Annotated in this window: 12 protein-coding genes; 6 read left to right on the top strand and 6 right to left on the bottom strand. The window is 45.1% G+C overall.

Features of this window, described 5'->3' with window-relative positions:
- Nucleotides 1-46: 46 nt before the first annotated feature.
- The 3 genes from H6F52_RS03030 to H6F52_RS03040 form a co-directional block, all read right to left on the bottom strand.
- Nucleotides 47-490 (bottom strand): response regulator, encoded by a 444-nt coding sequence (locus H6F52_RS03030; protein WP_190412119.1) that lies wholly within the window; start codon nucleotides 488-490, stop codon nucleotides 47-49.
- Between the two features lie 146 nt (nucleotides 491-636).
- On the bottom strand, nucleotides 637-3,120 hold the full coding sequence (locus H6F52_RS25615) for an ATP-binding protein (RefSeq protein WP_242033834.1): 2,484 nt from the start codon (nucleotides 3,118-3,120) through the stop codon (nucleotides 637-639).
- Between the two features lie 604 nt (nucleotides 3,121-3,724).
- Nucleotides 3,725-3,973: a Ycf34 family protein gene (locus H6F52_RS03040; RefSeq protein ID WP_190438801.1), complete on the bottom strand. Its 249-nt coding sequence runs from the start codon at nucleotides 3,971-3,973 to the stop codon at nucleotides 3,725-3,727.
- Nucleotides 3,974-4,147: 174 nt separating this feature from the next.
- Between H6F52_RS03040 and H6F52_RS03045 the strand changes: the two genes are divergently transcribed.
- Nucleotides 4,148-5,515, top strand: a complete 1,368-nt coding sequence (locus H6F52_RS03045; RefSeq protein WP_190531832.1) for a CCA tRNA nucleotidyltransferase — start codon at nucleotides 4,148-4,150, stop codon at nucleotides 5,513-5,515.
- Nucleotides 5,516-5,688: 173 nt separating this feature from the next.
- Here H6F52_RS03045 and H6F52_RS03050 read toward each other — a convergent pair whose 3' ends face one another.
- The 3 genes from H6F52_RS03050 to H6F52_RS03060 all read right to left on the bottom strand — a co-directional run bounded on the left by H6F52_RS03050 (nucleotide 5,689) and on the right by H6F52_RS03060 (nucleotide 8,733).
- Nucleotides 5,689-6,660: an orange carotenoid protein N-terminal domain-containing protein gene (locus H6F52_RS03050; protein WP_190531834.1), complete on the bottom strand. Its 972-nt coding sequence runs from the start codon at nucleotides 6,658-6,660 to the stop codon at nucleotides 5,689-5,691.
- A gap of 421 nt (nucleotides 6,661-7,081) precedes the next feature.
- Complete coding sequence (locus tag H6F52_RS03055; RefSeq protein WP_190531836.1) at nucleotides 7,082-7,597, bottom strand: GrpB family protein; 516 nt, start codon at nucleotides 7,595-7,597, stop codon at nucleotides 7,082-7,084.
- A 17-nt stretch (nucleotides 7,598-7,614) separates the two neighbouring features.
- The gene (locus H6F52_RS03060; RefSeq protein ID WP_190531838.1) at nucleotides 7,615-8,733 is read right to left on the bottom strand and encodes an FAD-dependent oxidoreductase; all 1,119 of its coding nucleotides are present in this window, start codon (nucleotides 8,731-8,733) and stop codon (nucleotides 7,615-7,617) included.
- A gap of 80 nt (nucleotides 8,734-8,813) precedes the next feature.
- On the opposite strand from H6F52_RS03060, the gene H6F52_RS03065 reads away from it, so the two are divergent.
- The 5 genes from H6F52_RS03065 to H6F52_RS03085 all read left to right on the top strand — a co-directional run bounded on the left by H6F52_RS03065 (nucleotide 8,814) and on the right by H6F52_RS03085 (nucleotide 13,484).
- On the top strand, nucleotides 8,814-9,656 hold the full coding sequence (locus H6F52_RS03065) for a YaaW family protein (protein WP_190531840.1): 843 nt from the start codon (nucleotides 8,814-8,816) through the stop codon (nucleotides 9,654-9,656).
- Between the two features lie 30 nt (nucleotides 9,657-9,686).
- Nucleotides 9,687-11,102, top strand: a complete 1,416-nt coding sequence (locus H6F52_RS03070) for an O-antigen ligase family protein (protein WP_190531842.1) — start codon at nucleotides 9,687-9,689, stop codon at nucleotides 11,100-11,102.
- Nucleotides 11,103-11,209: 107 nt separating this feature from the next.
- Nucleotides 11,210-12,364, top strand: coding sequence for a pentapeptide repeat-containing protein (locus H6F52_RS03075; RefSeq protein WP_190531844.1), 1,155 nt, complete (start codon nucleotides 11,210-11,212; stop codon nucleotides 12,362-12,364).
- 200 nt (nucleotides 12,365-12,564) lie between these two features.
- Nucleotides 12,565-13,173: a J domain-containing protein gene (locus H6F52_RS03080; RefSeq protein ID WP_190531892.1), complete on the top strand. Its 609-nt coding sequence runs from the start codon at nucleotides 12,565-12,567 to the stop codon at nucleotides 13,171-13,173.
- A 38-nt stretch (nucleotides 13,174-13,211) separates the two neighbouring features.
- On the top strand, nucleotides 13,212-13,484 hold the full coding sequence (locus H6F52_RS03085) for a DUF3143 domain-containing protein (protein WP_190412046.1): 273 nt from the start codon (nucleotides 13,212-13,214) through the stop codon (nucleotides 13,482-13,484).
- The last annotated feature ends 38 nt before the right edge of the window (nucleotides 13,485-13,522 follow it).

Below are 13,522 nucleotides of genomic sequence, written 5' to 3' on the forward strand. Positions count from 1 at the left end.
GTTTTGCCAAGGCGAAACCTAACTAGGCATTCTGCAAAACTATATTTTATAGTGTTGAGTTTTCCGCTTCATTTTCCTTTAGTGGCAATTCAACAATCTCAAACCAGTATTTTCCCAAAGCTTTCATCACAGAAACTAGAGATTCAAATGTGACTGGCTTAGCAATGTACGAGTTTGCGCCTAAACCGTAAGAACGATAGATGTCTTCCTCAGCCTTTGATGTAGTCAGCACGACGACTGGAATAGGTCGCAGTTCGGGATCGGCTTTAATCTCCTGGAGAGCCTCCCGCCCATCCTTTTTAGGCATATTCAGATCCAGCAGAATTAAACCTGGACGGGGCGATTTTATTAACTGAGTATACTTACCCCGATGGTAAAGATAATCCATCAGATCCTCACCATCTACAACAAAGTGTAGATCGTTAGCGAGTCGGCATTCTTCTAATGCATCCTTTGCTAGCAGCCGATCGTCTTCATCATCGTCAGCCATCAAGATGGTAATTAATTTTCCAGCTTTATTCACAGCGTTTTACTCACACCAAATTCCAGTACTTTCGCATAATTTGCAGCCGCGAAAAAAGGCTTGCTTTCTGAGATTGATCAGCAAAAATCTAAAATTTAAAATTCCAAAATCTATCACCTAGATTGCTTAACAGGTAGCGTGACAATGAATGTCGCCCCCTCCCCTAATATGCTTTTTGCTGTGATAGTACCACCATGACGCTCGACTATTTTACGGCAGATCGCTAAACCAACTCCCGTTCCTTCATACTCGTTACGACCGTGTAGGCGTTGGAAAACTGTGAAGATCCGATCCAGATACTTTTCGTCAAAACCAATGCCATTATCTTCAACCATAATTTGACACATGGGACGAGCTGATAAGTCTTGTGTCCAAAGCTGCTCGTCCTTCTCTAGTAATTGACTCCAAATCTTGACGACGGGTGCTTCTTCCTGACGCCGAAACTTCAGCGCATTGCTAATCAAATTCTGTAATAATTGCCGCATCTGCGACGGATCAGCATCAATCGTTAGCAGCTCGCCAATTTCTACTTGTGCGCCTACCTTCTGGATATGCACCTCCAAATCAGACAAGACCTCTTGTAGCACGTTGGTGATATTGACACGAGTAAAAGGCTGAGCTTTGCTTGTCACCCGCGAGAAGGCTAGGAGGTCATTAATAAGAGTTTGCATCCGTTGCGCCGCTTTTTGCATCCGCTCCAGGTAGTCCTTCCCCTCATTAGTTAGGGATTCTCCGTATTTGAGTTTGAGGCGATCGCCAAAGGCTTGAATTTTCCGCAATGGTTCCTGCAAGTCGTGGGAAGCGACGAAGGCAAAGTCTTGCAATTCCCGGTTGCTTTGTTCCAATTTGAAGGTATAAGCTTTTAATTTTTCCTCTGTTCGCTGTCGTTCGGAAATTTCAGCTTCAAGTTCTGTATTAATAATTAATAATTTTTGGGTACGTTCTTGCACCCGTTCTTCGAGCATTTCGTTGACGCTTTTGATTTCTGAAAATTTTTGATTAAGTGTCGCCGCCATCGACTTGAAGTTGCGAACTAGAGCGTCCAGTTCTGTCACCGGACTATTAGGCCAATCGATCAATTCTTGCTCTGAAAGTTTATGAGGCAGGTTTGTCGTTACTTGCGCTAGTTTTGAGAGGGGACCAACTAAGCTGCGGCTTAGAAGGGTTGCAAAAATAAGCGCGATCGCTGAAATTAGCATCAAAATCGCTAAACTATTGGTATGAACGCGCTCTATATGGCGGACGTCTGGTGTCGCAGACAATTCTGCAATGAGAGTCCAAGGAAGTTGGCTATCAATCGGAGTCTCTTGCACAAAGAACGAATTGTTCCAACGCACCATGACAAGCCGACTGCCACTTATCGGTAGCCACTGATAAGTCATCGGCGCAATTGGACGAATTTCACCATCCTTACGACGATCAAATGTTTGCATTGCTACTCGCTTAGACAGAGTACTAGCAATTACAGATTTTCTGCGATCGACGAGAGTAATTTGCAGTCCCCGCTCGTCAACATTTGATTTTAGGAGTTCGTCAATACCGTTCAAATCGAGTTCTGCAATGACTAAACCACGGAAGCGATTATCTCTTAGCACGGGTACGCTGAGAATTACCTTTTGTCCGTTCACTACATCCGATAGAGTAGGTTGCAGAGTATTATTTATTTCCTTAAAGTAGGGTTTAACAGCAAGATTCAATCCAATAGTGGACTCTCCCGCTTCATTCTGTCGTGGTGAAGATGCAATTGCTTTACCTTCGGCATTGACTACATAAATCTCATGGAAATCTGGAAATGTCCGTCTAGCAAATTCTATACTTGACTGCAATGCATCCAATTTGGTAGGCTCATCAGCAGCAATCTGAGCAAATTCTTGAACTGCCTTTAGATGTTGCTGATGCCAAGAACGCATTTCAACAACTAAATCTATAGAAGCCGCCTTGAGTTCTGCATTAGCTGTTGTCTTGATGTTATCAATTACGCGGCGGCTGTCTAAAACCATAAGAATTAGAGTAGGAAAGAAGACAAAAGCTACTAACAAATTAAAAACAGTTTGTTGCAAAGAAAGCGTGCTAACTGCTTGAGGACGACCTAGCCATTTATGAATCGGTAAATGAGTCAGCATCAAGCTAGCAATTAAAGCATTGAAAATCCCGTTTACAGGCTGCTTTAACAAGATAATCAACGCTTGTGTAGTATCTACGTGCAAGATAATGGCGTAAAATAGCCAAATGAGAGGCATCCCGATGAACAGCCAGAAAATTCCGTCTAGCAGCACGATATTCTGACGTAGACGATGAAACAATAAACTAACAAAGAATGCTTCAGCGGTAAAGGTAATTACCGTGTAGGGATGATGCCAAATAAAATAGGTACAAATGCCAGAAATGAAGCCTGCAAAAGTACCCCAACCTGTACCGTACAAAAATACTATAATCCAAACGGCAATGCTGCCAAATAGGAAATCTATATCGAAAAATAATGACCAACGGAAATAATTACCTAAATATCCGGCGGCGATTAAAATACTTAGTCCAAAAGCGGCTTTGTTTCGGGCGTAAAACGGTGTTATTTTTGGGAGATAAGGACTTAAATTCATAACTACGGCTTGGTCTTCTTGATTGATGTTGAGCCAGATAAATTCTGTTAGAGCCAGTCGCTTTACTCACAAACTGGACTTCTTATTACCTCCCCTTTTTTGAGTGTAGTGGTGAGTGAAGGCGGGGAGATAGGTAAGATGATATGTATCTTCGCAAAACTAAAAAGACATAAGAAATATTAAAGATTCCTAATTATCATGGCTAATATTTCATAAATTAATTCAGATTAATATGTTAATTATTAAGAAATGTGGTTTAGAGCGATCGCTTACCTAATCCCTACTACCATCTCCACCCGTTTCTCACCAGTTCTCTTCATTTTTGCCTACTTGCTAAGGGATCATTGCTGCAAGAAGCTAAAAAAGCATTAGTTTATTAATTACTGCAATAACTCTAAAACAGCTCAGATTCTTAGCCAATTGTTACGCGGGTCGTCTGTATCTGAGCAATTATTGACAAGTCAACGATTTTTCTGAGTAAGTTCGACTCTATGCAGTCGCCTGAATTGCCTAAATGCAACAAAACGGCTACTGAGGCAAGCAGTAGCCGTCGCGTTAAAGTTTGTAAAACAGCGTAGCTTAACGCAATCTGACTTAGATATTTTCAGGTTGGCACTAACTCGCCGGGACGCAACCGCGCCCATTTGCCGGTTTCCCGCTTAAAGCTGAGACAACCCACAACATCCCATTCCATCTCAATCATTTCCCCCTCGGTGCGGATATTGACATTGATGGTGGGTTCAGTGGCTTCAAAATCGGGGTCTTCAGTTAGATGAGGCACCTGATGCTGCATTTCTACCGCATGATAGGTGGTGCAGCGGTCTACGTATTGGCAGTTAACACAAATACACATAGGACAGCCTCCAGAGGCTTTTCTGTTAATCTAGCTCAGTCAACACGTCTATTAATTACCTATTGGGTTGATTTTTATTGCAATGTGTCTTTGAGGCGAATAAATTCACAGACACACAAACGCTTGTTCCTGTGCGTGGACTCGGAAAATTATCTAAATGGGGTAAGTATACAGATGCACTTAAACACAGACACCTCTACCCTATCGCCAAAAACTTGGCCTTTTAGCCTGGAATTGCTCCCGGAACCCGCTTATATGGTGGGGGGTGCTGTGCGAGATGCTTTGCTGGGACGCCGCCGCGAGTACCGGGATCTAGATTTTGTCTTACTGGCGGATGCGGTAAAAACAGCGCGGAAGATTGCCAGTCGCTACAAAGCGGGGTTTGTGTTGTTAGATGCCCAGCGACAGATTGCTAGAGTCGTATTTGAGCAAGCAACCGTTGATATTGCACAAGCCGAAGGGTCAAATCTGGAAATCGATTTGCAGCGGCGCGACTATACAATGAATGCGATCGCATACAATCCCTACACTGGCGAACTCATCGACCCTCTTAGTGGCTATGCAGATTTGCAACAGGGCATCATTCGGATGGTTTCCCCCAAAAATCTGCAAGATGACCCTTTACGGCTATTAAGAGCGTACCGCCAAGCCGCCCAACTCAGTTTTACCCTTGAGACGGATACCCAAGCAGCAATTCGACAACTTGCACCTTTACTGGGGCAAGTATCGGCAGAACGAGTGCAAGCAGAGTTTGCCTATCTCCTTAACACTTCTGAAGGCACTCCTTGGATAATTACTGCCGTTGAGGATGGTTTACTTCAAACTTGGTTTCCCAGTGCCTCAAGTCCCCAACCTCTCCCGAACCTTCCCCTGCAAACGGAGGGAACAATCGCGAGGTTAATAACTCCACCTCTTAGCCCCCTCCCCGTCAACGGGGAGGGGGTTTGGGGGAGAGGTTCCGAAAATGTCTCTACAATCTTGCCAGCAGTTGAAAGTTCAGCGGTAGTGCTGGGAGAAATATGGCATGAGTTAGCAATCTTTTTATCTAGCTTGGTAGGCGATACCTTAAAAACTTCTTGGTTGGGCATTGCAAAACTGGCGATATTGTTATCACCCGTGCCGGAAGCTGCTGAAACTCAATTATTGAATTTAAAATACAGCCGCGCTGAAATTCGCGCCATTAGCACTGCACTCAAATTATTGCCGCAGCTGCAACCATCCCAGATGTCTTTAGGAGAGCAGTATTTATTCTTTCGAGAGGCAGGACAGGTTTTTCCCGCCATCGTCGTTTTAGCTGTAGCCACTGGGATATCCGTAGCAGAATTGACACCCCTCATCAACCGCTATCTTACTCCTGACGACCCAGTTGCTCATCCCGCGCCCCTCGTCAGCGGCAAGGATTTGATCCAAACTTTCAATCTCCCATCGGGTCCACAAGTTGGTAAATTTCTCACCGCGATTGGAATCGCACGCGCTGAAGGTAAAATCTCTACCCCCGCAGAAGCCATAAAATTAGTTTCGCAACTACTGGAAGAGCCGTAAAACTTTTACAAGACTTTTTGAGAATTATTTGGGCGTTATGAGTGGTTTGGTGAAAAATTGATGTCTTGCAGACTCAAGCAAAAATGTAGGGTGCTAGGAGCAGCACCCTACAGTTCTTGTTGCTAAGGCGATTATTTGTGCCTTATCTTATCTCAGCAACTGTACCTAACGTCCTACTGACGAGTTAGGTTTAGGAGTTCTTTCGGGGATGCCAGTAAGTCAACCGCCACAAAGAAAATTTTGCCTTGGGGATCTAGTAAGAACCGCCACGCAATATTCATGCCAACGCTGGCACCGAACCAAGGAGTTTCTACTTTCCCTGTGACTTTATGCTGGGTATAGCCATCTTCTATGCGCTCAGAGACGCCTTTCTGTGGCATCATCTTGAGTCCCTGGCATTCTTCGCGCATATATGCAGAAATCGCTTCACGACCGACAATTGGCTTCTGGAAGGGCGGTTGCAATGCTCCCTTTTCCGCAAATAGAGACACAGCCGCCTCAAAGTCAAATGCGTTCATGTTTTGAATATAGTTCAGCACTGTAGGCTCACTGATGCCATCAATACTGATCTTCGGACGGGAAGCTAGGGCGGTGGGTGTTATATAGGGATCTTCGGGTTTTGCGTAATCGTTGAGAGCCGGATCAAATCCCATGTTGATGACGGTATTCCGCAAAACTGTGATTTGCTGACCCGGATCGAGTTTCTTGATGGTTTCCAGCACTGCTGCGGCTTCCGGGGTCATTTGATATCCCGTTGGGATGGGAGCGACAATACCCTGTGCCATCAACTCTCCTAACTCATACCAAAAACCCAACTTGGTATTGACGCTGAAAGAAGAATAGGAACGGCTGATGGGAGTGTCAGCACGGTTAGCAAGATCCTCCATCACTTTCGTTTGGGCGGCAGCTGGCATCTGCTTAATTTGGGCTAGTAAACCTTCCGCTAGTATCATGCGGGCGGCTCCTGTGGCGGCGCGAGTAATTGAAACACCCATTTCGGTGTAGGCAAACCAGAGTAATGCCAGTTGATCGTCAACGCTGAGCTTATCGAAAGCTTCCGTGGTAGCTGGAACCGCATTAGCAATCTGAGTTCCAGGGAAAATGCCCTGTGCGGACTCAATCGTATAAGTCGTGGATGAAGTCATGGATGCATTATTTAGATTCGTTAAAACTATTAATCCAGAAACTTCTGGGTTACGAATCTTTGTCTCCTGTCTTAAAACATATAACAAAACATTACAGAATGTAAAGTTTTCTTTACACTGGGGGAGACAGAGATCGCACCATCTAAGGCTGCCAAGAATCGGATTTATTCATACAGGGTCTAGGGTTGATGGCAATTTCCATCCCCCAAATGTTATGAAACGGTTTGTAAATACTGGTGTTTGATGAACGCTCTCGCCTTGAAAATCACTAGCAGCTAATGGCAGACAAGCAGCGATCGCAACTTTGGGCAATTTGCTCTTTTGCCGCAACAGAGTTGTATTTGGCTATGTAACGTTAAATCGGGCAATGCTAAGAAATCGCTGCTAAAAAACTTTCTCCGGGTAGCGATCGCTGCTTATCTTAGATAATTTGCCGCCATGCCCTAGCTTTTGAGAGTAGCTGCTCAATCAAAGGAGCCTTTGCCTGGACGTAGCCCTCTCGATCTAGCCGGAATTGTACCGCTAACTCGCGCTTCAAAGAATCATATTGCTTCGCCTTCTCAGGGTGCGCCCTGAGAAAATCGCGGAAGATTAGCTGGTTTTCCCAAACCTGATTTCCTCGTTTCACCAGATGGAGATGGTGAGTGCGGGGCATTCCTTTGCGAAAAAAGTGCCGTCCTGAAACACCCAACTCACCTTGGTAGAGATAGCCGAGTGTTTCGAGAGATGTAATCTGACTGACGCTGGGTGGTAACTCCTCCAAGTCTACGAGAATATCAATAATTGGTTTAGCTGCTAATCCTGGCACTGAGGTACTGCCAATATGGTGGATGTCCAAGACAGCATTACCGAGGGCGTGGAGAATCTGGAGTTTTTCCTGCTCAAATTGGATAGGCCAATTGGTATCGTAATCAACGACTTGGATCAAATCTTCCATCGGTTTCAATTAACTCCTTAGCGATCGCTTCTACCAGATATTTGCTGGAGGGTTTCTAAAAAACTTTCTCCCGGCAAGCTTCGCATTTCCATCTGTTGATTAATCTTGACTGCGGCAGCTAATCCAGAATTCATCGCCCCTTCTACCAAGTTTCCGCCGCACCAATCGCCACAACAAATTAGGGGCAATGGTGTCTCAGCGTCCAGGCAATCTTGATGCAAAGGACGACTGGGGAAAGCATAGCGCCAGCGATGGATTTGAAACCATTCGGGAGAATCCAGCCACGGAACGAGTAACTGGGCGGCGCGAGATAACATCTGGCTTGCCGCTGGGTTTAAATCTTCGGCGTCCAGGTAATGTTTGGCAAATTCAGCGGTGCTGTGCAAAACAAAGACTGGTATCTGGGGATTGGGGCGTTTGCTGCTGTCTAAACCAATCCACGCTAAGTCAGAGTCCTGTGTAACATCTAGGTGTAACGGGAAATTTACCGTCTCTGCATTACTTAAATCTTGCTGTCGAGAAGCTGGATAACCCGCCATTACACTGAGACAGGGGTCAAACTCCACAGCGCGTAAACTATCTAGAAATTGAGTTGGTATGGTTTTGGCTAAGGGTTCCAGTAGCATCAAAGCTTGAGGCGCTGGAATTGCCACGACAACAGCTTTAGCAATTAATGGGTCGGCTTTCGGCTCAAAAGTGAAATGCCAAGTTTTCTCATCAGTTGGGGTAATTTCTTGAACCCGTTGATTCAGCCGCATTTCTAAACCTGTGGCGAGGAATTTAGCGATCGCATTCATCCCCATTGGTGCCACATAACGGGGACGGGTCGAGGATAAATTCGGCTTTGCTGGTTCCCGGCAAACAGGATTCGTCCAGGCTTGAACAATCCCCGGCTTTCCTTCAAAATCGCTTTGCTTCACCCGCAAAACATCAATAAACTTCTCAGTTAACTGCCCTTGGGTTTCTAAATAACGCAAGCCATGATCGGCACAAGTCCCCTGCAATCGGCGCGTTGCCACCCTTCCCCCAACGCCACGAGATTTGTCAACGACGACCACTTTATATCCAGCTTGGTGCAACTGTTGAGCAACGGTCAGTCCCGCGATACCCGCACCAATTACGGCGACATCAAACACTACGGATAACCCTCAGTCTTCAAGTATATAGAAGTAGAATAAGGGACAGCACCAAATCTGGGGTCTGGGAGGAATTGAAGTTGGACGAGCTGAGAGCCGCGCTGGAATTAGCCACAGAAGAAGAGTTACAGCAACTGACAGATATTCTATTTCGCCGCAAATTTAACCCCTTAGATTACGTTCAGACACCTGACCCGATCGACATTCAAAGCCAAGATCACGAAGATTGGTTGGATGCGATCGAGCAGAGATTTCGCTTTTTAGCGGCGGATGGAGTGACAGTTTTGCGAGGACGCACGGGTGAAGTCACTTATCGACAAATTTTGATCCAAGTTTGTCGATATCTAAAAATTCCCTATTCTGCAAAACTTTCGACAACTGATTTAGAAGCAGAAGTATTTCTCAATCTGATGGGTCGGGCGTGGAAACAAATGCCTCGACACGAACAGAAAGCGTTAACTGCCAGAGTACAGCGATCGCTAGCAAAGTCTCAACTCTCCGAACCCCTGCCATTACAGTTGCAACACGACCCGATGGCTTTACTCGTCAAGGGAGGCAGTGCCCTTGCCGTTAGTTCCATTGTCCAGCCGCTGCTGCTACAACAACTTGCTCGTCAGTTTGCGATTCACTTTGCAAGCTATCAAGTCGCCAAAGAAACTGTCATCCAAGGCAGTGCTGCGGCTGCTGCACAGTTCCAAAATTATATGGTGCTACAAACAGCGAAGCGTGGGATGGCAATGAGTGCCGCCCGTTATGGTGCCATCCGCAGTGTATTTGCATTAGTGGGACCCGCGATGTGGGCGTGGTTTTTTGCCGATTTGGGCTGGAGAGCGATCGCGACTAATTACGGTCGGATTATCCCTATCATCGTTGCCTTAGCGCAAATTCGCCTAACTCGTGCCGAATGCTGGGAACCTGCTTAGGAGTTAAAAGTCAAAAGTTAAAAATTAAGAATGAAGAAATCCCCGTTTTTAATTTTTAATTTCCCATTTTTAAGTCGGCATCCCGACCCCAGCTTGCAAGCATCTTGGCACTATGCTCAACTGGGGTTTCTGTTTTTTCCCTTGATTCCTATTCTGGGTGCTATTGGAATATTTATCGGATTAGTCGGCACCTGGAGAAAAAAATATCCCACAATTATCCGACGCCCTCTCAATCGCGGATTTGCTATTTTTTGCACCTGGGTAATTATTTCAGCTAGCTTCGCCCCTTTTCCTTTAGAAGCCTTGCTGGGATTGTTTAATTTCCTCCCCTTTTTCATCTTTTTTGCTGCCTATAACGAACTCATTCAGACACCAGCACAACTGCGACGGTTAGCTTGGATTTTGGTGGTGCCTTCTGTACCCGTGGTCATTCTCGGCTTCGGACAGATATTCTTGGGTTGGGCTAGCCCAGCGCTATTGGAAGGTCTTGTAGGTTGGGCGCTGCAACCCAAAGGCAATCCCATCGGGCGGATGGCTTCGGTGTTTATGTACGCCAATATTTTGGCAGCCTATCTGCAAATTGTGTTTATTCTGGCACTGGGATTGTGGATTGAAGAAAGCAAAAAGCGATCGCCCCAACCTCGCCGCTTACGCGCCGCCACCCTAGAAAAAAGGGAGGAAGCAAACGCTAAAAGAAAATATATTTTCCCCCTTCCGATTACCTGGCGAATCGGGTTTCTAAGTGTAGCGGTAATTGGAAATGCAGTTGCACTGATTTTGACGAATTCCCGCAATGCTTGGGCAATTGTCGTTCTTAGCTGTCTTGCCTTTGCCTTCTATCAAGGTTGGCGTTGGCTAATCGCAGCGGTGGGGGCGATCGCTACTAGCATCCTCTGGGCAGCTTTTGGCCCTTCACCTGTGCGCGAATGGCTTCGCACGATTGTCCCCTATTACTTTTGGGCGCGACTCACCGACCAAATGTATCCAGATCGACCCGTGGCGTTGTTACGGACAACTCAGTGGCAGTTTGCTTGGTCGATGACTCAGCAACGTCCCTGGACTGGCTGGGGTTTAAGGAATTTTACGCCACTTTACGAGACACAAATGAAAGTCTGGTTGGGACATCCTCACAGCTTGCTGTTAATGCTAACGGCTGAAACTGGCATCCCAGCAACCATTTTCTTCTGTGGTTTAGTTGGTTGGGTGATGGTTCAAGCTGTCCTATTATTAGCAGAGACGCGATTAATCCTGTTCATACAAAATAAATTAATTCTATTCAGTTATTTAGTTGCTTTTGGTGCCTGTACCCTATTTAACACTGTAGATGTAAGTATATTTGATTTACGAGTGAATACCTTGGGATGGTTGCTTTTAGCAGCGATTTGCGGAGTCGTTTATAAGCGGACAGATGCAGCTCTTACTCGTATCACCTATAGTTCTGATTAAAATTTTATATTAAGGCAACAAATTTAAGTGCTTTGAACACATAATTAGATAAAGCTATCTAATTATGTGTTCAAAGTCAGATATTAAGAAAATGATTAAGTAAAGAAATGAATAATAATAACAAAATGGTTCGGCGTCAACTTTTGAATCTTTATAGGAAGAATGGGGAACGGAACTTTCACAATGTAGATTTAACTGGAGCTTCCTTAAACGATGCAAACTTACAGGAGGCAGAATTCTGTGGAGCAAACTTTCAAGATGTAAACCTATCAAGGGTAAACCTATGTAATGCAAACTTACAGGGGGCAAATCTCGAACATGCGAACTTATTGGAGGCAAACCTGTGTGATGTAAACCTGTGTGGTGCAAATTTACGTTGGGCAAATCTCAAAAGTGCAAACCTATTAAAGGCAAACCTATGTAATGCAGACTTACGTGGGGCAAATCTCGAAAATGCGAACTTATTGGATGCAAACCTGTGTGATGCAGACCTGCGTTATGCAAATTTACTTAATGTAAAAGTGCGTGGTCATGCCAACTTAGAAAAACAACTAGATATTGAAAAATTACGTGGGGCGACAAAGCCAGATGGTACTAAAATACCTTTGAGAAAACCAATTCTAAGGTCTGCTTTCAAAGAGAAAAATCAGGAAACAAAAAAAAATAAAGGCGAATCTTCACCAAGGGCTAACATAAATCAGGCTTCGGAAAATGGAAGCATTACAAATGCCAGAATTCGAGAGGTAGCTATAAATAATAATTGTGGAAAACCAGAGGTAATTTATGAGACTAGTAGCACAGAAATTGAAGAATTTGCTGTTGCGAAAGAGGATATTAATGCCACGGTTCTTTTTACTCCCAATAATCTTAAAGAAGAAGAAGCCAAAAAGATAATTACAGTATCTATTAATCAACGGAGAGGACAACCTCAGTTTCGTAAAAATTTGCTAACAACCTATAATTCTTGCTGTGCTATAACAGGTTGTGATGCACAAGAAGCCTTGGAAGCTGCTCACATCATTCCATACAGTGAGGAGGAAAACAATGATTCTTCAAATGGTCTGCTGCTTCGAGCTGATATACATACACTTTTTGACCTCAACCTAATTGCTATTCACCCAGAAACGCTGAAAGTATATCTCGAACCTAGTTTACTCAATACAGATTACAAAGAGCTGGACGGCAAATCTCTGCAACTGCCCGAGAATATTAATAAAAATGCACTGCAATGGCGATGGGAACACTGCAAGTGGGACAGATGATTTGGTAGCAAGTTGAAGAAATGCGATCGCATTCTTTCCCCATCTCCTTGTATACCCGCAACGGCAAGCATTCGATGCGACGAGATAATGTGGGGCGTCCTATGCGATCGCTTAGAATAATTGAAACGCACTCAAAACCCAGGCAGAGTGAAGCTGCGGTGACTCAAAATAGGGAAAATCCGAATAATGAAGGTCGCCGGATGCCGTATCAAACAACCTTGGCGACCAGTCATTACGCCTTGCTAGGGCTGCACCCCTCGGCGTCCCCGATCGAAATTCGACGGGCATATCGAGAATTAAGTAAACACTACCATCCCGATACCACAGAATTGCCTGCTAACATAGCAACCGCTAAGTTCCAGCAGCTCAATGAAGCCTATTCCACCCTTAGCAATCCACAACGACGACTGGCTTATGACCTAAAAATTGGCTATTCCCGCATTAGTGTAATTCAAGCACCGCCAAACTTGAATTCTCCGTCCCAACCCAAAAAGGCATATTCTTCCTCAGCCTACTTAGACCCAACCGATCGCCCCCTCTCGCCTGGAGAGATTTTTGTCCTATTCATCATGGGTTTAACCTTTGTGGGTTGCCTATTGTTAGCGATCGCCATTGGCTTAACGCGAGGAGAAGCCGCCTTCCAGGTTTCCGGGCTAGAAACCCTGCAACCAGTCGAGCAGCAGGCGTCGCCTCATCTTCCTATTCATCCTCATCATCTATCTAAACCCGTGGCATCTGGGTCTCGCCTTGCCCCACTCATCCCTCAAAACAAGCGAGTTGATTCAATCTACTTGCCGGATGACAGATAATTTGGGAAAATCCGCCCCTAGCCAACTTAAAACGACTTATGACTCTTCCCACTGCTGATACGCCCCTCTATAACCATCCCTTACCTGATATTGAACAGTGGCTCAAAAAGATGGGATGTCAACAAGACCGAACTCAGCTGCACTGTTGGCACATTGCTAGACCTTTTTGGAAAGCAGAGCTGTCTCTAGATGTGGAGGAGCTAACCGTGCGCTATCTAGAAGCGGGTGAAGGCGGACGAGATATCCTGCGCTCCTTCAAATATTCTCTGACTCGCCAAGATGTAGAAGACGCTGTTTTTGCAGGTCCTTAGAAAAAGTTTTGAGTTTTGAGTTTTGAAGTCAAGAAATC

Source organism: Coleofasciculus sp. FACHB-542 (assembly GCF_014695825.1).
Classification (GTDB): domain Bacteria; phylum Cyanobacteriota; class Cyanobacteriia; order Cyanobacteriales; family FACHB-T130; genus FACHB-T130.

Bases quoted from the DNA above. Each gene is read 5' to 3' on its own strand.
- H6F52_RS03080 (WP_190531892.1), top strand. From the start codon at position 12,565: ATGCCGTATCAAACAACCTTGGCGACCAGTCATTACGCCTTGCTAGGG.
- H6F52_RS25615 (WP_242033834.1), bottom strand. From the start codon at position 3,120: ATGAATTTAAGTCCTTATCTCCCAAAAATAACACCGTTTTACGCCCGA.
- H6F52_RS03030 (WP_190412119.1), bottom strand. From the start codon at position 490: ATGGCTGACGATGATGAAGACGATCGGCTGCTAGCAAAGGATGCATTA.
- H6F52_RS03045 (WP_190531832.1), top strand. From the start codon at position 4,148: ATGCACTTAAACACAGACACCTCTACCCTATCGCCAAAAACTTGGCCT.
- H6F52_RS03040 (WP_190438801.1), bottom strand. From the start codon at position 3,973: ATGTGTATTTGTGTTAACTGCCAATACGTAGACCGCTGCACCACCTAT.
- H6F52_RS03075 (WP_190531844.1), top strand. From the start codon at position 11,210: ATGAATAATAATAACAAAATGGTTCGGCGTCAACTTTTGAATCTTTAT.
- H6F52_RS03050 (WP_190531834.1), bottom strand. From the start codon at position 6,660: ATGACTTCATCCACGACTTATACGATTGAGTCCGCACAGGGCATTTTC.
- H6F52_RS03070 (WP_190531842.1), top strand. From the start codon at position 9,687: ATGAAGAAATCCCCGTTTTTAATTTTTAATTTCCCATTTTTAAGTCGG.
- H6F52_RS03085 (WP_190412046.1), top strand. From the start codon at position 13,212: ATGACTCTTCCCACTGCTGATACGCCCCTCTATAACCATCCCTTACCT.
- H6F52_RS03055 (WP_190531836.1), bottom strand. From the start codon at position 7,597: ATGGAAGATTTGATCCAAGTCGTTGATTACGATACCAATTGGCCTATC.